We start from the raw sequence: 20,176 nt of genomic DNA on the forward strand, positions 1-20,176 counted from the left end.
TTTGAGTTGTTACATAACCAGACGCCAGAACTTTAGTAAATGAACAATGTATTTATTAAAACTCAGAAAGATGAGGTTAAACACTCTAATTACAGTATTGTTTGCATTGGGCTTGGCGGCTATGGCATCTGCGCAAGAAGGAGAATATTCTTTTTATGAGGCACAGGCCAGAAAAGATTTTCATTACGAACAATCCCTAGTGTTGGTAAGCAACGAAGATGTGGAAGATTATTGGAAAGATCAAGCACGTTTTGAAAGGGATTTGAAAAAGCATGATGGTAATGCGTATAACGTCTACATGAATGAAAAGAAAACAGTTTATGCTGAGCATGCCAAATCATGCGGAGAACAATGCAGGCACGGTAAAGATTATTACCAGCATGCAACATTATATTTTGCTTATGCTGATGATCAATACTTATCCAAAGAAGCAATTGAATCAGTTGTACAAACAGCTTCTCCACGTATATTTTGAATGTGCATTTTAGTTAGTTATATAAAAAAACGCCCCGAAATGGGGTGTTTTTTCATTATTAGTTGTGCGTTTATTTAATTCTGTCCGCCATTGCGTTCCGGTGAACGAGGCGAGGGCCACTCCAGTTGTTCTCCCGTTCTGTTGCTTATCGGCAGCACCGCTTTTTCTCTGGATGTTTTCTCAGGATGTTCACTAGCCATATAGGCCAAAATAGCCGTTAGGATAGCATTGTTTCTGACATCATCAAAAATAATTTTATCGTAGGTATCCCTGTTGGTGTGCCAAGTATAGTTCCAGTAGGACCAGCTCAATGAACTCAGGCTAAACGCCGGCGCTCCCGCTGCTTGGAAAGAAGCATAGTCGGATCCCCCACGGGCAGGAGTTCCAGGAAAAGTCGTTTCGATTTCATCAGTGATTTCCCTTGGCACTTCGTGCAACCACTTCCCGAGATAATCATAGGAATCCAAAAATCCGCCACCGGAAATTCGAACCACTCTACCCGTTCCGTTATCTTGATTGAAAACAGCTTGTACGCCCTCAACAATTTCCGGATTGTCTTCAACAAAAGCCCTGGAACCATTGAGGCCTTGTTCCTCACTGCCCCAGTGTCCTACCAAAATGGTGCGCTTTGGGTTGGGATATGCTTTTTTCAAAATACGCATGGCTTCCATCATCACCAAAGTCCCGGTACCGTTATCTGTAGCTCCTGTGCCACCGTCCCAAGAGTCAAAATGGGCTGATAGGATGACGTATTCTTCTGGTTTTTCGGAACCTTTTATTTCTGCAATGGTATTGAATGTGGGAACCTTGCCCAATTCCTTGGATTCTGCCACAATATGAAGCTGGGGTTTTTGCCCTGATTCCACTAATCGATACAACATTCCGTAGTCTTCCAGTTCAAGATCCACTGTCGGTATTTCTTTCGTATAAGCTCCAAATATTTTGTTTACTCCAAAACCGCGGGACCAATACGAAGCAACAATGCCCACGGCTCCTGCTTTTTCCAGAGCAACAGGAAGGGTGCGTCTGTCGAGTCCTGTGTTCCCTATATTTTTTCTCCAAGCTTCAGTTTGCTCTTCGCGTTCTTTTTTCATTTTTTCAAAAGACTTTTCAGTAGCAAATTCTTCCCAATTATAATCGGGTCTTCCCGTGGGTTGCGGCATGGAAATCATTACTAATTTGCCCTTAACGTTGGGCAGCCAATTCACAAATTCGAGAGAGTCGGAAACCATAGGTAAAACCACTAACTCGGCAGTAACTCCTTTTTTGGGAGTGCTTGGGCTCCAAGCCAATTGGGTTCCCCTTAGGCTTTGCACTCGCGGGTGCACCATGTCAATATGACTAATGCCGCGTTCCCAGCCTTTCCACTCGCCCCATTGTTCATTGCGGGCTGGAATTCCCCAGCTTTCGTATTTGGTAAAGGCCCAATCGTGGGCATTTTTCATTTGTGGAGTACCCACCAATCGGGGCCCAATACCATCCATAAGTTGATGGCCAAGTGTTTCTAATTGAGAGTTTTCGGTGGCTTCTTGAATGATTGTTTCAATCACTGCATCCTTGTCCTGTGCCCACAAAGCAAAGCTGGACACAAGGAAAAGGGTAAATAAAAGAGAGGTTTTTTTGATCATGGTTTCTAGTTTGCTTTAAAAATAGAACAAATAAAGAAACCTTTTGGTCAGGAGTAGGAGTAATGTGACGATTGCATAAATGGGTTACGCAACTTTTTTAAGAAGATCAAAGCAGGGACACTTTTTACAGCGCTTGCTTTCACTTTTTTTATATTTTTTACAACACTTGGACTTTACTTTGCCAGTTGGAGGCAATTCCCTAAGTTTTGCTTTTTTGAGTTTCTTTTTATCCTTTTTCTTTCCCATTATTAGAAGCGAAATAGGGGACGAAAATAATTATTTTAAATCAATCTAAATAAAATTTAACATAATTGTATTTCCAATTCGTTAAAAATGAAGGGAGACACCCAAAGTGTTTGGACCAAAAGAAAGATTCCAGCTTACATTTTTGGGCTTTTGGTCATTGTACTTTTCATCGTATTTGGAATCAAGGTATTTGTCGATGGACTCCACAATAAAGATGCTGAGCACCGTACTGAAGGCAACATCGGAAATCCAGTGAAAATCATCAATAACACGTACAAGCCCCGGAATCATACCCACGGTATAAAGCGCGCCCTTGACCCATGGACTTTTAAATTGTTTGGCGATTGCATATGCGTTGCTAAATGCAAGCATAGCATGTCCCGAAGGGAAAGAATCATAATCGTATACCCTGTCCAAATGCAGTGGGTCGAAGGTGGCGGAACTTGCTCCGCTTTTGGGGCGTGCCCTACCAATGATTCGTTTACTTACCTGTTGTAAAAAACCTCCCGCGGTGGCTGAGGAAATCAAAAGAACCCCAGTACGCCTGAGTTTTTCGTTTTTCGTAAAAAGTCCTGCTAAATAGACCCCGCCGGTAAGCATATAGTTGTTTTCGGGAGCGCCATATTTGTTTCCATAATCCTTAATGAGGTCCGGAACATCCTGCTCAAAACCATTTTTCCAATCTATGAACTCATCATCTACGGTAAATAGCAGCAAGGTGCCGCCTGTTAAATATCCAAAATTGGCCCAATCGTTTCCTTTCCAATGGAACGGACGGGAATAGGAATATCCAACCCCCCCAAATACATTTCCGATATCATAGGTAAAGTCGTTCCAAAGATTTTTTTCTTTTTGCGATTGCAATTCTTGACCGGTCATAGTAGTGGTCAATAGAACTAAGGTGAAGTATTTTATAAGTCTCATGATGTTGTATTACCAAAACTAGTCGGCAAAATTATTCATACATTTCATGAGCAGTCCGAAAAGTATTGGCATGTGCTTCCACAATTACTTTAATATCGGGAGAGTATCCGCCCCCCATACTACATTGTAGTGGGATTTTAGCATTGTAACAGGTTTCAAGTACAAATCGGTCCCGTTCCTTGCATCCATCCAAAGTCATGGATAGCGTACCCAATTTATCCGATTCCAAAACGTCCACACCACAGAGGTAGAAAATAAAATCTGGTTGTACTTGCTTCAACAACTTGGGCAGGGTCTTTTTTAGAATAGAAAGATACTCCTCATCCTTGGTATCTTTTTCCAATGGGATATCCAAGTCTGATGTTTCCTTTTTAAAGGGATAATTTCCTTTACCATGCATCGAAAAGGTGAACACAGAATGGTCTGTCTGAAAGATTTCCGCGGTGCCATTACCTTGATGCACATCCAGATCTATTATTAAAACCTTGTTAGCCAGTTTGCTGTTTAAAAGATAACGTGCGCCAATGGCTTGATCGTTCAACATGCAAAAAGCTTCGCCTCTATCGGAATACGCATGATGTGTTCCGCCTGCAATGTTCATGGCGATACCATTTTCGAGTGCAAATTCGCATCCTTTTATGGTTCCATCGGCAATAATTCGTTCTCGCATTACAAGTTCATCACTAAGTGGAAAACCAATCTTGCGAGCTGCACTTTTGGAAAGGTCCAGACTCACCAAATCTTTGTAATATTCCTCATCATGTGCTGCCAAAATATGATGATCTTCGGGAAATGAAGGTTCAAAGAAGTTTTCCTCGGAACAGGTTCCTTCATAAAGCAATTGTTGGGGCAACAACTCATATTTGATCATGGGAAACCTATGACCTTCGGGCAAAGGATGTTTGTAAATAGGGTGATAGGCTATTTTGAGCATTTTAAGCACCTTGTTTATGCAATGCCAACTGAATCCGCTTTCTGGGTACATCAACATCCAAGACTTTTACAACCACCTGTTGATGAAGGCTAACGTGTTCGTTGACATCTTTCACAAAAGTATCGGAAAGGTTGGAAATGTGCACAAGGCCACTTTCTTTGATTCCAATATCTACAAAGCAACCAAAATTGGTAATGTTGTTTACTATCCCTGGCAACAATTGCCCTTGACGCAAATCTGTTATTTCCTTTATATTTTGATTGAACGTAAACACTTTCGCTTTCTCACGAAGATCCAATCCTGGTTTTTCTAATTCTTTCAGAATATCTTCCAATGTTGGCATTCCTATGGTTTCCGTACAATAGGATTTGAGGTCGATGCCTTGCAAGGCTACTTTATTCCCTACAATTTCTTTGGTGGAAATGCCTTGGTCTTTGGCCATTTTAGATACTAGTCCGTAACTTTCCGGGTGTACGGCAGAATCATCCAAAGGATTATCACCATTTTTAATGCGTAAAAACCCAGCACTTTGCTCAAAGGCCTTGCCTCCCAGACGTGGTACTTTTTTAATTTGCTCCCTGCTTTTGAACTTCCCATTTTCATTTCGGTGGGCGACAATGTTCTCCGCTAGTTTTGGTCCAATACCGGAAACATAACTTAAAAGTGGAACACTCGCCGTATTAATATTGACACCGACGGAGTTCACGCAGCTTTCCACCACGGTATCCAAAGATGTTTTCAACTGCGTTTGGTCCACATCGTGCTGATATTGCCCAACGCCGATAGATTTGGCGTCAATTTTCACCAATTCGGCCAAAGGGTCTGCCAAACGGCGACCAATGGAAACGGCTCCCCGTACCGTAACGTCATAATTCGGGAATTCGTCGCGGGCAATTTTGGAAGCAGAGTAAATGGACGCTCCAGCCTCGCTTACGATAAAGACTTCAATGGGTTTTTTGAACGGAACGCGCTTTACCAACTGTTCTGTTTCCCGGGAGGCCGTTCCGTTGCCAATCGCAATGGCCTCAATTTTATAAGCATCCACCAAAGAACTTATTTTTTTGATGGCTCCAGAACTATCGCGCTGTGGTGGATGGGGATAGATGGTTTCGTTGTGCTTTAAATCGCCCTGTTCATCCAAACAAACCACTTTGCAGCCCGTTCTAAAACCAGGGTCAATGGCCAAAATTCGTTTTTCGCCAAGGGGGGAACCAAGGAGTAGTTGTTTCAAATTCTTTGAAAAAACCTGGATGGCCGAAGCATCTGCTTTTTCCTTGGCTGTTTTTAATATTTCTTTGGACAGGGAAGGGAACAAAAGCCTTTTATAGGCATCGGCTATGGCCATTTCTATTTGTTCCGCACATGCGTTGTTCGATTTTACCAAGCGCTGTTCCATATTCTGGATAGCTCTGTCATCATCTATTTCAATTTTTACCCGGATATAGCCTTCATTTTCGGCTCGCATGATGGCTAAAAAGCGATGTGATGAACAACGGTTCAGCGGTTCGCTCCAATCAAAATAATCTCGGAATTTCTGAGCTTTCTCGTCCTCTTTTTTGGTTTTGATGACTTTGGTCGTGATCAAGGCATGGCGCTCCAACTGACCACGCAGCTGATTTCGGATGTCGGTACGTTCATTGATCCATTCGGAAATGATGTGTCGAGCTCCTTCCAACGCATCGTCTTCGTTAACGACATCCTTGCTCAGATATTTGGAAGCGATAAACTCGATTTCATCGCTACGTTGTGCCATAATAATTTTGGCCAATGGCTCCAAACCATTTTTTCGTGCGGTTTCGGCTTTGGTCTTTTTGCTTTTTTTGAAGGGAAGATAAAGGTCTTCCAAACTGGTCAGGTCGGCACAGTTCAAAAATTTCGCTTCCAGTTCAGGAGTTAGCGCATCTTGCTCCGTTACCGCTTTGATGATGGCTGCTTTTCTTTTTTCCAGTGCTTCGAACTGAGCTTTGTACTCAACAATAGAACCAATTTGCACCTCGTCCAAATTGCCCGTGCGTTCCTTACGATATCGAGAAATAAAGGGAACAGTGCAATCTTCGTTTAAAAGTGCCACGGTATTCTCAACACTCTTTTCTGAAAGATTGGTATGGCGAACGATATAGGGAACAAGTTGCATTGTTTCTAAAATTTAAAGTAGGTTAGAACCTCTTCATAAGGCGGGGCAGCCCAGAAAAGTAAATTTTAAATGATGCGGGAGCTTAATTTATGGTCTCCCCGTTCTCCACCCTGTCTTCATCAGGGTTAACGAAAACGAGTTTTCCGTCTTTGTCCTCGGTCATCAAGATCATCCCTTCACTTTCTACACCACGAAGTTTTCGTGGAGCAAGATTCACTAAAACGGTCACTTTTTTGCCCACAATATCTTCGGGCTTAAAACTGTTGGCAATACCTGAAACAATGGTTCGCGTATCCAATCCTGTATCCACTTTCAATACCAAAAGCTTGTTGGCCTTGGGCATTTTTTCAGCTTCGATGATGGTTCCCACGCGCATATCCAATTTGGAGAAATCATCAAAAGTGATGGTGTCTTTTTGAGGAGGTACTTCCTTATCCATTTGAGCATTGATTTTTTTGGTGGCTTCCAATTTGTCCAGTTGTTGTTGAATTTCTTTGTCTTCAATTTTTCTGAAAAGCAGTTCACTTTTGTTGATGGTGTGTCCTGCGGGAAGTAATGTTTCTTTTAAACTAACATCGTCCCAGCCGATAGATTTCTCATTTTGGTTCGAACTGAGATTTAAAATTCCTTTTAACTTCTCTGAAGTGAATGGCAAAAAGGGTTCACTGAGCACTGCCAATCCAGCTGCAATTTGAAGCGCTATGTACATAATGGTTTTTACGCGCTCTTCATCAGTTTTAATAAGTTTCCAAGGTTCAGCTTCTGCCAGATATTTGTTTCCTAAACGGGCCAAGTTCATCAACTCTTGACTACCTTCTCGGAACCGATACCTTTCTAAAGAGCTAGCCAATATTTCAGGATAACCCTTTAAAGCTTTCAAAGTCTCCAAATCCGTCTCGGAAAATTCAGATGGAGCAGGAACTACCCCATCGTAATATTTATGGGTCAAAACGGCAACTCGATTCACGAAGTTTCCGAAAATGGCCACTAGTTCGTTATTGTTTCTTGCCTGGAAATCTTTCCAAGTAAAATCGTTGTCCTTGGTCTCGGGAGCATTTGCGGTTAAGGTATATCGCAGTACATCCTGCATATCCGGGAACTCTTCCAAGTATTCGTGCAGCCAAACCGCCCAGTTTTTAGAAGTGGAAAGTTTGTTGCCCTCAAGGTTCAGAAACTCATTGGCAGGCACATTGTCCGGCAATACAAAATCTCCATGTGCTTTCAACATACTTGGGAAGATAATACAGTGGAACACAATATTATCCTTGCCTATAAAATGGACCAATTTGGTATCCTCGTTTTTCCAATAGGGTTCCCAATCTTTACCTTCACGTTCGGCCCACTCTTTTGTAGAAGAAATGTAGCCAATAGGCGCATCGAACCAAACGTATAGCACTTTGCCTTCCCCACCTGCAACAGGTACGGGAATTCCCCAGTCCAAGTCACGGGTAACGGCACGTGGTTTTAAACCTTCATCAATCCAAGATTTGCATTGTCCGTAGACGTTGGGTTTCCAATCGGATTTGTGCTCTTCGAGAATCCATTTTTTCAAAAATCCTTCGTAACGGTCCAAAGGTAAAAACCAATGTTTGGTCTTTTTTAAAGATGGAACCGTTCCTGTTATGGTTGATTTGGGATTGATCAGATCCGTAGCATTGAGCGATGACCCGCAATTTTCACATTGGTCGCCATATGCTTCCTCGTGACCGCATCTGGGGCAGGTTCCAATAACAAATCTGTCCGCTAAAAATTGTGCGGCTTCGTCATCGTATAGTTGCTCGGTTTCTTCCTCAATAAAATCACCTTGTTCGTACATTTTTTTGAAAAATTCCGAAGCGGTGTCGTGATGGACTTTTGCGGATGTTCTTGAGTAATTATCAAACGAAATACCAAAATCAACAAAGGATTTTTTAATGATATGATGGTACTTGTCAATTATTTCCGTGGGTGTGACACCTTCTTTTTTAGCCTTCATGGAGATAGCCACACCGTGCTCGTCGCTACCGCAGACAAAGGCCACATCGTTTCCTTTTAAGCGTAAATAACGGGAATAAATGTCCGCAGGAACGTAAACGCCGGCCAAGTGCCCAATATGAATGGGACCGTTGGTGTAAGGCAGTGCTGCTGTAATGGTATACCTAGAGGGTGATTTATCTTGAGCCATGTAAAATTCTAATTAGGCCCAAAAATACTGATTTTAACGGGATAGACATAAAAAAGGAAGCCTCCGAAAATGCGACCCTATTTGGGGTGAGGGGTGCATCCTCGAAGGCTTCTGTAAAATGGATAGAAAAGTGTCCCGCTTCTTTAAGCAATCATTACTGACTTACTCATTTTTTTATCACCCACAGAAATTCTGTAAATGTATTTTCCTGTAGATAAACTATCGCGCATACGTTCCCGTATGTTGATATCCACAGCGCCTTCCAACATCATTTCGTTGAACAGTGTTCCCACACGTTGTCCCAAAATATTGAATAATTCAATATCCACATGGGCCGATACGGGCATTTCTAAATGGATGTATGGGTTTCTTGGTGATGTCGCCGGATATATGGCTGCGTGCTCTATGGTATCCAAAATATCCACATTTGGATCCATTGGGTCTTGACTTGGTGGTGTCTCTGGCAATGTTGGTGGGTCATTGTCCATGGCAATATCGTCAAAGGTTTCACCGCTACAGTTAAACCCAAGGTCTATGGCCTGATAGGGATGACCCAATAAATGTTGCTCCACAGAAGCTCTTGGAACACAAAGCCATTCGGCCAACACGGTTCCATAAAGGTTTCTAAAGTCCATGGTGTACTCCAAATTACCTCGATTGTTGGGTTCATCCAACGATGGGTGTTCTCCAACAAATGCGCTTCCGCTCAATCCTGAACCAAAGAATAGGGTGGGAGCGGCCTTTCCATGGTCGGTACCGTTAGAACCATTTTCATAAATCCTTCGGCCAAACTCGGAGAAAGTCATGCTCAGTACGTTGTCATCCTGTTCTGTGAAAGCCAAGTCTTCGTAGAAATTGTTGATAGCGACAGATAGGTTGGACATCAAACGCTCATGTACTATCGGTTGATTACCGTGGGTGTCAAATCCTCCCAAGGAAATCATATAAACTTTGGTGCCCAAGTTTCCTTTGATCAATCGTGCCAAAAGAGCCAATTGTCTGGCAAAGCCATTGTCTTGGTACTCCACTTGGTTCTGACCTGCCATATAGGCATCGTGGATAATTCCGGCATATTCATAAGTGGTATTGGCCACTCCACGAAGAAACCTAAGTTGGTCTCCGTACATACAGTCGTCAAATGGTGCGTTTTCAATATCGTAAAAGGTTCCGGTCTCTGCGATTTGTTCCAACTGATCGACATTGTTGGTCACAAAAGCATAATTGGTTTCTTCACCTTGGAAAACTAAGTTCGCCAAGTTTCCGATTTGAATAGCTGCTGGAGCTGCTGGTGGATTGATCAAATAATCGGGGTAAAGTTCTTCAAAATGTCTGCCCATCCAACCTGTATTTTCTCCTGAAAATCCAGTCGTTGTCAAATCGGTATTGGCAAAAATATCAGATCCTGTGAAATGCGATAGACTTTGACCTTCGTACCCTACACCATGAACAGCCTTAAACTGCCCATCTCCCCAAAGAGGTTCCAAGGCACTCATGTAGGTAGGTACTCCAAAATCATCGGTAAGTTTCAGGACCTTACTCTCTGGGATATAGATATTAGGCCTTGCATTTGCATAAGTATCATATTGTTGGATCGGGATTACGGTACTAAGTCCGTCGTTCCCTCCTGATAATCGAATCAGGATTAAGATATTGTCGGTTTCCGCTGCGGCAACTGCTGCCGTAAGTGGAGATGGTGAAGAAGCCGAAATAAAGTGGCTTCCCAAAAACATAGAACCAGAACCTGCAATGCCCAAGGCTTGGACAAAGGAACGTCGGCTCCATTTTTTGTGTTCCATATCGTGGCCATCGTGTTCGAGGCCTTTGTGAGGGGAATTATGGTGGGTATGGTGATTATCGCACATGGTGTAGGGGTTATTTTAGTTGAAATTCGGGCTCTCTGGATAAATGACGCAATAATACATGGACTTGCGTTGGAACTTCCATACTCGATGAAAGGACCCACCAGCCATTACCTCCTGGAATATAATCCGAGGAGTAGTATTCCTCGGGTACGTCGTCAATCTTAAAGGCGTCCATGGCCTTCTCAAAATCAGCATCAGTTAAAAGACCTTTCGGTGTAAACTTGTTCACCAAGGCTCTAACCACAATTTCTGGGTTACTAGTATTGCTATTGGCTGGTCCAACAGCGTCCATGGCCAAAGTTCTGAACTGTTCCGAATCGTTTTGGAAAAAACGATCAATGAAGACTTCCATGGTCAGCCAACGTCCAATAATAAAGTTGGTGTTGATCCATGTTCGGTCTCGTTGCCAACCTTCCACTTCGGGTGGTTGAAAAAATCGCTGTCCAATCAAGGAGCAGGCATCAATCATATTTATAATAGTTCCATCATCGTAAGAGAAACCGGATTCTTTTAAAAAGTTGAAGTATAGGTCTGCAGGACTTTTAATGATCACCCCTATAGCTGTTTCATCAAAAAAGTGCTGACTTTTAAATAGTTGACGAAGCACAGCGGCAATTTCAAAGCCACTACTAATAAATGTTTGAGCTAAACCATCGATTATCTGGGGAGCAATTCCTCCATCATCACTGGTTGAATCGGGGTGGACAAAAAACTCGTATAATTTTTTGCAGATAAACCAACCGATTTCATCAGCTCTTTGGTTGAAGAGGATATCGATAACATCATCGTAGTCCCAATTTCCAGTTTGACCAAATATGGTTTTGTTCTCGGTGTTAAACTCTGTTGGATCAAAGGCAACTTGTGTACATCCTTGCTCACCCCGCTCGGTATACCCTGATATTGCTTTGGAAGTTTCGATAATATCTTCTTCCGTATAATTGTTTCCTTCTCCCAAAGTGAAAAGCTCGTAAAGCTCACGTGCATAATTTTCGTTCGGGTTATCCCCTCGATTGCGAACACCATCTAAATAATAAAGCATGGCGCTTGTAAGTCCAATTTCACTAGTGAAGGTTTTGAAATTGCCTAAGGCATTTCGCTGAAGACAGTTGATATAGTAAAATAGAAACTGGGGACAATTATAAGTCTCTAACTGGGTTACAAAGTGATTACTCCAAAAAAAGCTCATCCTGTCCAACAATTCATTGTCTACAATTGCATTGCCGTAAGCTGTTGTAAAGTCCTCTATTTGTAATCTTCGTAGCGCACGCGCCATATCATCGTCGGCAGGATAGTTGGTATCGTTCCAATCTGCCCATTCCGGTGCAGGGACGGTTGGTGCCGCTAGGGCTTGATTTACTAAGTTATCTACAAGGGAACCGGCTGTTTGTCCAACAGCGGCATTAATAGTTTGTACAGAGGCACTAAAACCAAGCCTTCGGTACAAGTGGGCCGCACGCAACTCATCCAATGGAGTAGTGTAAGGCGCCAAGGTTGAGGAATTACAATTGATAAAGTACTCCATAGCAATTTCTGGCGTTAATTTGGTACATAGTTTTGGGGCAACTATATGTTTATGCTAGTGTTGGGTGTGGTTCAATTGAGCCAACAAATTACAATCTTAACGCTCTAAAGTCCATGAACGACCAAATTTTTCGATGAAATGCGCATTTTTTTTACATTATTACAAATTGTATGGCTGATCACAACAAATTTGGAAAGCTGGGAGAACAAAAAGCAGTTGACTTTTTGAAGACTTCTGGGTATGAGATTAAATCGCTTAACTACCGCTATCTAAATGCTGAAGTGGATATCATTGCTGAGAAAGAGGGTATCTTGGTCGTTGTGGAGGTAAAGTCAAGAAATAAAGGGTTTCTGGAAGATATTTCTCATGTGATCACACCAAAAAAAGTAAAACTTTTAACCATGGCAGCTAACCGTTATGTGGAAGAACAGGACAAAGAATTTGAGGTTAGATTTGATGTGATTCCAGTGATAAAAAATGCAGATAATTTTGAAATTGAGCATTTTGAAAATGCTTTCTATCATTTTTAACCATTTGTTTGTTTTGTAACAATATGTTATTTTTGTTCAAAACCAATCAATAAATGAAAACAATATCTGCTGTTGTTGAGCATTACATTAAGAAAAAGCCTTTTTTACAAACTGCTTTGGCACAAGGAATTATCAATTTGACCTCTTTGTCCAGACAAATAAAACCCGAAATCGCAGAAGAATTGGGTAAAGATGTAAAAGATGGAGCTATAGTAATGGCACTTAAGCGTCTTTCGGACGATTTGGAGTTTAGAGCCACGCACAAAATCGTAAAGGTCCTTAAAAATATTGGTGAGATTACGGTACGCTCCAACCTTACGGATTACACTTTTTTGGCTTCCGATACCATATTGCAGCAGCAAGCGAGATTGTTGGAAGAAGTGAATGCAAACCAAGATGTTTTTTATACCTCTTCACGTGGTGTCAACGAAATCAACATTGTGATCAGCAATGTAATGGATGGTGTTGTGGAAAAGTACTTTAAAATGGAACGTTGTACCCAAAAGGCCGAGGGACTCTCTTCCATTACCGTAAAATTACCTGCGGAGAATGTTTCTGTGCCTGGTATTTATTACTTCATCTTTCAGCGATTGGCTTGGGAAGGGATTGTACTCTACGAGGTAATTTCCACCACCAACGAGTTCACCATTTTAGTGAATGATGAGCAGGTGGATGTCGCTTTCAAGACGATCAAAGATTTAAAATCACTATAATTTGAGATTCCTTTGCTAGGTCTAAACTAAAACGAATTCTTCTTCGTTCTAGAAAAAGACACTTTTTGGAAAAATGACCAAAAAAAGGATTCTTTACGGTTTTTTAGGCCTAATGGTACTATACTTGTGCTATTTGGCCTATATTTTTATACTCTCTCCCAAGACCAACCTTCAGTCCATCTATCTGATTCCTAGGGATGCCGTTTTCATCATTGAGTCGGAACAGCCTGTGGAAAGTTGGGAAAAAATCAGCCAAAGTGAAGCTTGGCATCACCTTAAAAAGAACGATTACTTTTCAGAACTTACCGAAAATATACAACGAGTAGACACGGTTTTCAACGACAATCATAAACTGTTCGAGTTTTTTGACAATCGTTCCCTTTTTATTTCCATTCACATGATATCACCCAAAGATTATGGGATATTTTATGTGCTGGACCTCAAACGAATCGCCAAACTCCAATTACTCAAGACCTATTTGAATACGTTGCTAGATGATGGTTATGTGTTGAGTAAACGAACCTATCACGATCACGAAATTTTGGAAGTGCACGACAGGGAAAGCAAGGAAACCATGTATTTGGCTTTTATCAAAAACCAATTGGTGGCCTCGTATACCCACACCTTGGTAGAAGCTTCTATTGATCAATACAATGAGCCGGTGCTAGGGAGAAATCTCAATTTTCTGGAAATCAACCAAAAGGTGGGGCACGAGGATTTGTTCCGAATGTATGTACAGTACCACTATTTTGATGATTACATAAAACAATACTCGGACCGGCCTTCCGACTGGGTAAAGCGGGTGAGCGAAAACTTTTTATTCTCAGGTTTTTATTTTGATTTGGACGAGAACAGCACGCTAACCGCCAATGGGTATACCAACATTAGCGCTGTTAACGAATACTATTTGGAGGCGCTTCAAAAATCGGGTACAGCGGAGCGTTCCATTCCTAAAATCGCCCCAAATAGTACGGCACTTTACATCAGCTATGGATTTGATAGCTTTTCCGAGTTCTACGATAATTTTGAGATGGTCCAGCAAAACGATCCGGAGCAGTTCGAGAGTTATCAAGGTGGCATAGCCAAGGTAGAGAAGTTCCTCAAGATTGATGTAAAAGAAAATTTCGTCAGTTGGATTGGTGATGAAATTGCGGTCCTGCAAATTCAATCCCACATTTCCAAAGGAAAGAATGATGTAGCTCTGGTACTCAAAGCAAATGATGTGGAAGATGCCAAGACCAATCTGGATTTTGTAGTGGAACAGATCCGTAAAAAAACACCCGTAAAGTTCAAAGCTGTCAACTACAAGGATTATGAAATCAATTTCTTGTCTATCAAAGGCTTTTTTAAAATGTTGTTGGGCGGCAGGTTTGATGAGTTTGATAAACCTTACTTTACCCAGATTGATGACTATGTTATTTTTAGCGATAACCCCAATACCCTAAAGGGGATAATTGATAAAGTAGTGGAAGGCGAAACGCTTGCAACTTCTGAAGTCTTTAGAGATTTCGACCAAAAATTTGATGCTGAATCTACCGTGTTCGTGTACAGCAATGTTCCTTTGTTGTTTGATACTATGTTCGCTCTGGCCGATGGGCCTACCAAACAAAAAATGCGAAAGAACAAAGATTTTATCATATGTTTCCCGCAAGTAGGCTTGCAATTGACCCCGGAAGATGATTTGTTCGAAAGCCGGTTGGTGTTGAACTATCAGGATGTGGAAGAAGTAAAGAAAACTGTCAATACTTCAAAAAATACTACTAAAACAATACCTAAAACCCAAAGTTCAGCTACGGCAGAGATTACCGATTCGGTTTTTAACCTGAGGCCCATTTATCCAACTGATTTAAATGCTGACTCCTTCAGTAAAAAATATACTAACGGAAACATTCGGTTCGAAGTTGACCTGAAAGATGGATTAAAGCATGGGCGCTACGAAGAATTCTACCCTGATGGTACCCGAAAAATCCGTGGTCGCTTCCGAAACGATGAACAAGTGGGCACATGGCGATACTATAATGCGGAAGGAGACCAAGTCCATAAAAAACGGTTTTAGATTTTTTGTCGCTACGCTTTGTCGAAATGACCTTTATAGAACTGATTGTCATTTCGAATGGACATGAGAAATCTTGTTTGTCATTCTGAGCGTCCCGATAGCTATCGGGACGAAGAATCTCTAGCAAATCGGAATGAGATGCTAAAATAATCTCGATAATTATTCGTAGAACATGACGAATTCAAGCGATTTAACAATCTTTTACTCTGTCGAAATCCATCAACAATTAGTACCTTTCTTGCCCAAACCAAACCTCCGAAAGATGAAAAATCTTCTTTTTACAGCAACACTGATTGTTGCTTTTGCCACAACTTTTGAAACCAATGCGCAAGAACTCAATTTTCCCGAACGCTACGAAACATGGAAAACCGCAGAGAAGGGACAATTTAAGTTTGATAATGTAGCATTGGATAAAGCTGCGGAATACGCCAATGCCAACGAATATTCTGGCTCTCGTGATATCCGACAAGCTATTTTGGAAGGATTTAAACGTGAACCTTTCCATGAAATTCTTGGCCCTACTAAGAAGAGGGGAGGTCCTGCCGGAATGATTATGAAGAATGGATATGTGTTGGCTTCTTGGGGTGATACCAAGCGGGTGGACATGACCTTTAGCGTTACCAAAAGTTTTTTGTCCACGGTTGCCGGACTTGCCGAAGATCAAGGTTTGATCAAGAGCACCAAGGACAAAGTGGTGGACTATATTTGGGACGGTACTTTTGATGGTGAACACAACTCCAAAATAACTTGGGAGCATTTGCTACAGCAAAATTCCGATTGGTCGGGCGAACTTTGGGGTGGCAAGGATTGGGCGGACCGTCCACCAAGTGAAGGTGGTCTGGACGATTGGAAATTCCGAAAGCTCAACGAACCGGGAACTGTGATGGAGTATAACGACGTTCGTGTAAACGTGCTAGCTTACTCCTTAACTCATGTGTGGAGAAAACCTGTGCCAATGGTACTCAAAGAAGAGCTGATGGACAAAATTGGAGCTACTACCTCATGGCGTTGGTTTGGCTATGACAATGCTTGGACCGTAATCGATGGAATGAAAATGAAATCTGTGACCGGTGGTGGACACTCCGGTGCTGGACTTTTTATTTCCACTGAGGATATGGCCCGTTTTGGAACTCTTTTCTTGAACAATGGTAAATGGGAAGAAGAACAAATCATAAGTGAAGATTGGATTAAAAAAGCAACTACACCTTCGGTACCCAATGTAAATTATGGTTATATGTGGTGGTTAAACCAAAAAGGCGGCCGGCATTGGGAAGGTGTTCCCGAACATGTTTTCTACGCCGCAGGTTTTGGAGGCAATTTTATTGTAGTGGACCAAAAAAGCGGATTGGTTATTGTGACCCGCTGGCTGGAACCTTCAAAGATCGGGGAGTTTGTAAAGCAGGTGTATGAGGCTTTTTAACAATGACACGAACTACACTAATTTCCACAAATCATTTTTGATGTCATTCTGAGCGACGCGAAGAATCTCGATAAAAAGTAATGAGATGCTGAAATAGATTCAGCATGACGAACATGATTTATACGGAAACATTTTTTGTTTGAGGTGTAAAAGGCTCCAAAAACTTCAGTGCCTTATCTACGGTGGTAACCTTATCAAATACCAATAATAATCGCAATCCGTTTCGAGTTTGTTTTTCTTTGAGTTTTACAAGTTGAGGATGGGTTTGCGCGTATTGTAATATTTGGGTAAATGCAGCACTCTGGTAAAAACTGGATTGCTGGTCAGCAATAAAGTAACCGATAAACTTGCCCTTTTTCATAATCACCTTTTCCAAGCCAATGTGGGTGGCAATCCATTTAATACGGACGGAATTCATCAAGTCCACTACAGGTTCGGGCAATTCTCCAAAACGGTCCACCAATTGGGCTTCAAATTTTTGCAGGCCTTCCTCGTCCTCCACATCATTCAATTGGGTGTACAAGTTTAAGCGTTCTGTTATATTGTTGATGTAATCATCAGGGAAGAGCAGTTCAAAATCCGTGTCCAACTGCATCTCTTTCACGTACACTTTTTCCTTGTCGCCCTCAACTTCATCATACAGTTCCTTAAATTCATTTTCTTTGAGCTCCTCAATGGCTTCGGACAATATTTTTTGATAGGTTTCGAACCCAATTTCATTGATAAACCCACTCTGTTCGCCTCCCAAAAGGTCACCGGCACCACGAATTTCCAAATCCTTCATCGCAATGTTGAAACCACTTCCCAACTCGGTAAATTGTTCCAAGGCTTCTATACGTTTTCGAGCTTCAGTGGTCATCACTTCATAAGGTGGCGTAATGAAATAGCAGAATGCCTTTTTGTTGCTTCGACCTACACGACCACGCATCTGGTGAAGGTCGCTCAAACCAAAATTATTGGCATTATGGATAAAAATAGTGTTGGCATTGGTCACGTCCAAACCACTTTCAATGATGGTGGTCGAAACCAAAACATCAAACTCACCATTCATGAAGGAAAGCATGAGCTGTTCCAGTTTTTTGCCCTCCATTTGTCCGTGGCCAATTCCGATTTTGGCATCGGGAACCAAACGTTGGAGCATTCCCGCAACCTCCTTAATGTTCTCAATTCGGTTATGGATAAAGAACACTTGTCCGCCCCGTTGGATTTCATAGGATATCGCATCACGGATAATTTCTTCGTTCAATCGAATTACATGGCTTTCGATGGGGTAGCGGTTGGGTGGTGGCGTATTGATTACGGAAAGATCACGAGCAGCCATCAAACTAAATTGCAGGGTTCTCGGAATCGGTGTAGCGGTAAGCGTAAGCACATCCACATTTTCTTTGATCGCACGTAGTTTTTCCTTCACCGAAACCCCGAATTTTTGCTCCTCATCCACAATGAGCAAGCCCAGATCCTTAAACTTCACATTTTTGTTGACCAATTGGTGCGTTCCTATAATGATGTCAACTTTTCCATTTTCTAAATTCTCGAGGGTTTCCCTTTTCTCCTTAGCTGTTCTAAAGCGGTTGAGGTAGTCCACCGTAACGGGCATTTCTTTCAATCGTTCCGAAAAAGTTCTATGATGCTGAAAGGCCAAAATGGTAGTTGGAACCAAAATGGCAACTTGTTTGCCATTGTCCACAGCTTTAAACGCTGCCCGTACGGCCACCTCAGTTTTTCCAAAGCCAACATCCCCACAAATCAATCGATCCATAGGGCGTTCACTTTCCATATCCTTTTTTACATCTTGGGTACTTTTTTCCTGATCGGGAGTGTCCTCATACAAAAACGATGCTTCCAATTCGTATTGTAAATAGCTGTCAGGAGCATATTGGAAACCTTTTTCCAATCGCCGTTTAGCATAGACTTTTATAAGGTCGAAAGCAATCTTTTTGACCCGAGCTTTGGTCTTTTGCTTCAGTTTTTTCCAAGCAGCGGAACCTAGTTTGAATATTTTTGGAGGAGCTCCGTCCTTGCCGTTGTATTTGGATATTTTATGTAGCGAATGGATGCTTACGTACAAAATATCACGGTCACCATAAATTAGTTTGATGGCTTCCTGTTTTTTGCCCTCCACATCAATTTTTTGCAAACCGCCAAACTTGCCGATACCGTGGTCAATGTGGGTCACATAATCGCCGATTTCCAGTTTGTTGAGCTCCTTTAGGGTGATGGCTTGCTTTTTGGCATAGCCATTCTTTAAATGGAACTTGTGGTAACGCTCAAAAATTTGATGGTCGGTGTAGCAGACCAATTTGAGGTCATCATCCACAAACCCTTTGTACAAGGGGAAAATGATGGTTTGGTAGTGGACCGTTTCGTCCACTTCATCAAAAATATCGTGAAAACGCTTTGCCTGTTGCTCGGTGGAGCAAAAAATATAATTGCTGTAACCTGCATCCCGATTATCGTTCAGGTTTTCAATGAGCAGGTCAAACTTTTTGTTGAAAGCTGGCTGGGGTTTGGTTTGAAATACAATTTCGTCACCTGCTTGATTCAAGGCTTCACTTGAAGTACCAATCTCAAAACATAAATAATCTTGCAATTGGTTTTTCAACAAAGCCGAATCCAAAAAGAGTTCCTTGGGTTTCGCATGTTTGATTTCTTCGCTCAACTTGGCAAAACTCTCCTCTGCTTTTTCAAAAAAGGAATCAATGCGGTCATAGATCAGTGCAGGATTTTTTGCAAAAACTACTGTGTTGGCTGAAATATATTTTAGGAAGCTTTCCCGTATCTCCTCTGTGAACTTGTTCTCGACATTGGGAATAATGGTGATTTTTTTCACCTTGTCCGTAGAAAGTTGTGTTTCCACATCAAAAGTTCGGATACTGTCCACTTCATCTCCAAAAAACTCGATTCTATAAGGTTCATCATGCGAGAAGGAGAACACATCCACAATACCTCCACGAACAGAAAACTCCCCGGGTTCGGTAACAAAATCCACTCTTTTGAACTGATATTCAAAAAGGACTTCGTTCAAAAAATCCAACGAGATTTCATCACCCAATTTTATTTTTTGAGTGTTCCTGTCAAGTTCCTTTCGCGTGACCACCTTTTCAAAAAGGGCATCGGGATAGGTGACAATCACCGCAGGTTTTTTTCTTGAATTGATGCGGTTCAACACCTCGGCACGTAACAGCACATTGGCATTGTCCGTTTCCTCAATTTGATAAGGTCTTCGGTAACTGCCTGGATAAAATAGCACATCCTTTTCACCGATGAGCTGTTCCAGATCGTTTAAATGGTATGCGGCTTCCTCCTTGTCGTTCAAAATCAATAAAAACGGTGATTCTGCTGACTTAAAAGCTTCGGAAACCACAAAAGAAAGTGAGGAGCCAACAAGTCCTTTTATGCTAATTTTTTGACTGTCACCTAGAGCGGAGTCGAGAGGTTGGGCAATAATCTCCCTCAGTTTCCCGAGTGGGGGAGACTGTTCAAATAATTTGGGAATTAGGGTTTTGGTCAATCCAAAAAACTTTGCGACAAAGATAAACCGCGAAACCTTTTACTAAAAATGTTTTTT

At 41.8% G+C, this 20,176-nt stretch carries 13 protein-coding genes; 5 read left to right on the plus strand and 8 right to left on the minus strand.

All coding sequences use genetic code 11. From position 1 onward, the window contains the following. The first annotated feature begins 70 nt into the window (after positions 1-70). Entirely contained in the window at positions 71-475 is a 405-nt protein-coding gene (locus tag D2V08_RS07735) for a hypothetical protein (protein WP_119607461.1), read from the plus strand. A gap of 74 nt (positions 476-549) precedes the next feature. Here the strand turns inward: D2V08_RS07735 and D2V08_RS07740 are convergent, their stop codons facing one another. The 7 genes from D2V08_RS07740 to D2V08_RS07770 all read right to left on the minus strand — a co-directional run bounded on the left by D2V08_RS07740 (position 550) and on the right by D2V08_RS07770 (position 11,889). Then, positions 550-2,103 carry a M20/M25/M40 family metallo-hydrolase gene (locus tag D2V08_RS07740; protein ID WP_119607462.1) on the minus strand — a complete coding sequence of 518 codons (1,554 nt, stop codon included), beginning with the start codon at positions 2,101-2,103 and terminating at the stop codon, positions 550-552. Positions 2,104-2,430: 327 nt separating this feature from the next. Next, on the minus strand, positions 2,431-3,273 hold the full coding sequence (locus tag D2V08_RS07745) for a phosphatase PAP2 family protein (protein ID WP_119607463.1): 843 nt from the start codon (positions 3,271-3,273) through the stop codon (positions 2,431-2,433). A 31-nt stretch (positions 3,274-3,304) separates the two neighbouring features. Continuing rightward, positions 3,305-4,207: a histone deacetylase family protein gene (locus D2V08_RS07750; RefSeq protein ID WP_119607464.1), complete on the minus strand. Its 903-nt coding sequence runs from the start codon at positions 4,205-4,207 to the stop codon at positions 3,305-3,307. Position 4,208: 1 nt separating this feature from the next. Beyond that, positions 4,209-6,341 carry a Tex family protein gene (locus D2V08_RS07755; protein WP_119607465.1) on the minus strand — a complete coding sequence of 711 codons (2,133 nt, stop codon included), beginning with the start codon at positions 6,339-6,341 and terminating at the stop codon, positions 4,209-4,211. Positions 6,342-6,423: 82 nt separating this feature from the next. Continuing rightward, positions 6,424-8,505, minus strand: coding sequence for a methionine--tRNA ligase (metG, locus tag D2V08_RS07760; RefSeq protein ID WP_119607466.1), 2,082 nt, complete (start codon positions 8,503-8,505; stop codon positions 6,424-6,426). Positions 8,506-8,648: 143 nt separating this feature from the next. Next, positions 8,649-10,367, minus strand: coding sequence for a DUF1501 domain-containing protein (locus tag D2V08_RS07765; RefSeq protein ID WP_119607467.1), 1,719 nt, complete (start codon positions 10,365-10,367; stop codon positions 8,649-8,651). A 10-nt stretch (positions 10,368-10,377) separates the two neighbouring features. Next, a complete protein-coding gene (locus D2V08_RS07770; RefSeq protein WP_119607468.1) occupies positions 10,378-11,889 on the minus strand; it encodes a DUF1800 domain-containing protein in 1,512 nt (503 codons plus the stop codon). 170 nt (positions 11,890-12,059) lie between these two features. Between D2V08_RS07770 and D2V08_RS07775 the strand changes: the two genes are divergently transcribed. The 4 genes from D2V08_RS07775 (at position 12,060) to D2V08_RS07790 (ending at position 16,608) form a co-directional block, all read left to right on the plus strand. After that, on the plus strand, positions 12,060-12,419 hold the full coding sequence (locus D2V08_RS07775) for a YraN family protein (RefSeq protein ID WP_119607469.1): 360 nt from the start codon (positions 12,060-12,062) through the stop codon (positions 12,417-12,419). 53 nt (positions 12,420-12,472) lie between these two features. Continuing rightward, the gene (locus tag D2V08_RS07780; protein ID WP_119607470.1) at positions 12,473-13,132 is read left to right on the plus strand and encodes an aspartate kinase; all 660 of its coding nucleotides are present in this window, start codon (positions 12,473-12,475) and stop codon (positions 13,130-13,132) included. Positions 13,133-13,205: 73 nt separating this feature from the next. Further along, a complete protein-coding gene (locus D2V08_RS07785) occupies positions 13,206-15,188 on the plus strand; it encodes a DUF3352 domain-containing protein (protein WP_119607471.1) in 1,983 nt (660 codons plus the stop codon). A gap of 262 nt (positions 15,189-15,450) precedes the next feature. Then, positions 15,451-16,608, plus strand: coding sequence for a serine hydrolase domain-containing protein (locus tag D2V08_RS07790; RefSeq protein ID WP_119607750.1), 1,158 nt, complete (start codon positions 15,451-15,453; stop codon positions 16,606-16,608). 118 nt (positions 16,609-16,726) lie between these two features. Here the strand turns inward: D2V08_RS07790 and mfd are convergent, their stop codons facing one another. Next, complete coding sequence (mfd, locus tag D2V08_RS07795; protein WP_119607472.1) at positions 16,727-20,119, minus strand: transcription-repair coupling factor; 3,393 nt, start codon at positions 20,117-20,119, stop codon at positions 16,727-16,729. Positions 20,120-20,176 lie beyond the last annotated feature (57 nt).

The organism is Flagellimonas lutimaris (assembly GCF_003581615.1).
GTDB classification, from domain to species: Bacteria; Bacteroidota; Bacteroidia; order Flavobacteriales; family Flavobacteriaceae; genus Flagellimonas; species Flagellimonas lutimaris.